The organism is Xenorhabdus hominickii (assembly GCF_002632725.1).
Classification (GTDB): Bacteria; Pseudomonadota; Gammaproteobacteria; order Enterobacterales; family Enterobacteriaceae; genus Xenorhabdus; species Xenorhabdus hominickii.
Map to the genome: position 1 here is coordinate 255289 of NZ_NJAI01000005.1, position 2833 is coordinate 258121.

General features: G+C 56.7%; 1 protein-coding gene. It reads right to left on the minus strand.

The window, feature by feature from the left end; all coding sequences use genetic code 11:
* Positions 1–39 precede the first annotated feature (39 nt).
* Positions 40–2833: TipJ family phage tail tip protein (locus tag Xhom_RS49025; protein ID WP_099139796.1), on the minus strand; the 2794-nt coding region annotated here is incomplete at its 5' end.

A 2833-nucleotide genomic window follows, 5' to 3' on the forward strand; every position in this document is an offset into this window, starting at 1 on the left:
GCCCCCGTCGCCGGGATGCACCCGAATACCTAAAGCCATTTATATTTCTCCCACTTTAATTCGCAACGTACCGCTACCATCAAAGACCGCCAGTCCGGTGTGGTCGAGGGCTATTCGTGCCCGGCCTGAAATCCCTTTCATCTCAAACGCGCCATTCTTCGGCAGGTTCCAGCCGCTGTGAGGCCAGTTATCCGAACGAATGCCGTCCGCAATTTTTGCCATCGTGATGGAGGCATCTTTGATTTTTGCCCCGTCAATCACCGCCGTGCCGAGAAAGGCTTCCCGGATAAAGACCTGCCCGTCCTTAATCATGAATACCGAGTCCAGTTTGCCATTGACCGGATTCAATACAGAGAACTGGTTTGCTCTGACCGCGAAGTGGGTTTCCACCCGGCCATTTTTCACCTCGGCCCCAATGGCCATACCCGCACCATAATATTGTCCCTGATAATTCACCCCAGCCCCGATATCCTTGAGGGCATAGCCGTTTCCGTCGATGTCAAAGACGGCGGTGGCCTTAGTGCGAATGACCGCCGATTGATCCCTGAATTGCACCTGTACACGCTGCTCGCTCTCGGCAAAAGAGGAATCCAGTTTGATCAGGGCTTGTTGGTTCGCCAGAATAGAAGCGCGATTTTCCCCGACGTTGGCGTTCACTTCCTGAATGGATTGCGCCCACGAGGTTTGAGCATCCACAAAAACCCGGTCAATACGCGAAATTTCCGCCTTGTTCTCGCCGTCTTTGACCATCAACTGAACGGCCGTTTGCTGAATCGCCGCCCCGTTAATCAGGTCAGCTTCGGCCTGATAATCCAGTTGCTCTTGTATCCGCTTGCCCGCTGCGGTGGTGAGGAAGGTATTGCCGGTTGCCGCCAGTATCCAACTGGTATCTGTTGAAGACTCGCCCCGGATAAACGCGGTCCACGGGGAGGGATTGCCGGATTTGTCCACCAGCCGCGCCCGGAAGTAGAAGGCCCTCCCCGCGGCCAGCCCCGGCATCGTGTGCGTTCGTTGGGGGTAGGGAATATCGGCCAGCAACATCAGCCCTTCCCCGTCATTCGTCGGGCTGTACTGGAGTTCGGTTTTCAGCGTGTCGTCAGTATTGGGGGCAAAGCCCCAGTCCAGCTGGATACCAAAGATAATCGGCGTGGCTGTAAAGCCCAGCGGAACCGGCGGGTTACCGGCTTTCCCTTTCAGGTCGGTTTCCGGCGCATTGGCCCAGAGGCTGGATATCTCAGCGGCATTAATGGCCCTCACCCGCGCCTGATAGCGGCCAGCATAGATGTTGGGCACTTCAACCCCTTGCGTGGAAGTCCTCGGGGCGGCTATCCAGTTGCCGTTATCCCGTCGCCATTCGGCTTCATACGCAATCGCACTTTCTGCCGCCTCCCATGTCACGCGCAAGGTCGTGACCGCAATCCCCTGATTGACGACCGAGTAATTGCTGAGTGTGACGTTCTTCGGTGGCGGCTGCACACCCGGCGGGATCACGGAAATGGGCCGCTCATCAAGGCGCGTGCCGGTGTCAATGTGGGTGTATTTATCCGGGTTGTGCTCAACGGCAGTGATTTCAAAAGATACCCCGTCTTCCCCCTCTTTGATGCCGGTCACCCGGAATAGCTGGAGAGCGAGGTCAGCCGCATCAATCGCCCAGATGTTTTCAGGGGCAGGAATTTCTGAATAACCGGTGGTGACCGTGATCACCGTTCCCTTCACCGCCTGAATAGTGCGCCCCTCGGCTTTGCCCGACGGCAGGTTCAGGATTAACCGCTCGCCCACTTGTGCCGAAGACACTCTGTCCAGCGTGATATTACGTCCATCAGCCGCGCTGATACGCCCACCCAGTACGCGACCGGAGAAGGTTTCATCCGCCACCCCGATAATATAACCGGGCAACGGAATTCGGCCCTCCAGCCCCACGGTAAAGGTGACCATCCGGTCATACTGGTTGGTATACAGTACCCACTTGCCGCGCCGCTGGGCCTCACTCTGCCGGGTGCAGCCGATTGCGGTGATATCCGCCTGTTTCACCTGATACCGGCGCATTAACTGAGGGTCGAAGACCGCTTCCACGGCATCCTGATAACCGTTCTGCGGATCTGACCAGCTCACCATGGCGGTGGAATAATGGGTTTTCTCGCTGGCACTGGAATAGGTAAATTTACCGTCCCGCACGTTGGCACGGGTGAAGTTTAAATCCACCGTGCGCGGCATATCCGCCAGCACATTCATGTTATTGTTCGCCCAGAAGGTCATGCCGTTGAAGATGCCGACAATATCCCGCAGGACAGTCCAGGCGTCCTCCTGCGACTGGATATAGACATTGCAGGTGTGCCTCGGCTCCATCCCCCCTTTGCCATCCGGCACCGGCTGGTCACAGTGCCGGGCAATGCGGTACAGGTCCCATTTTGCCAGCGCCAGATTCTCGGCTTTCACCCGGGTACCAATACTGAACCGGTCATTGATCATCAGGTCATACAGTATCCACGCCGGATTGTCTGTCCACGCCCATTTAAAGGCGCCTGACCACACCCCCGAATAGGTGCGACTGTCCGGATCATAATTATCCGGCACCCGGATAATCCGCATCTTAGGTTCACAGGAGACCTGCGGGATATTGCGAAACTGTTTGGCATCAAACTGAACGAATAACAGGGCCGTTTCCGGGTAGCTTAATTTGGCGTCGATCACCTCGGTGATGGCTTCAACGACCATGGCATCGGCAATCCGGTTGCTGGTCTGTTTGGGGGTCAGGCGGCGAACCCGCACCTGCCAGCCAGAATGGGCTTTGGGTAAATCGACGCGGTGTGACCGTTCATATTTGGTCGTGGTC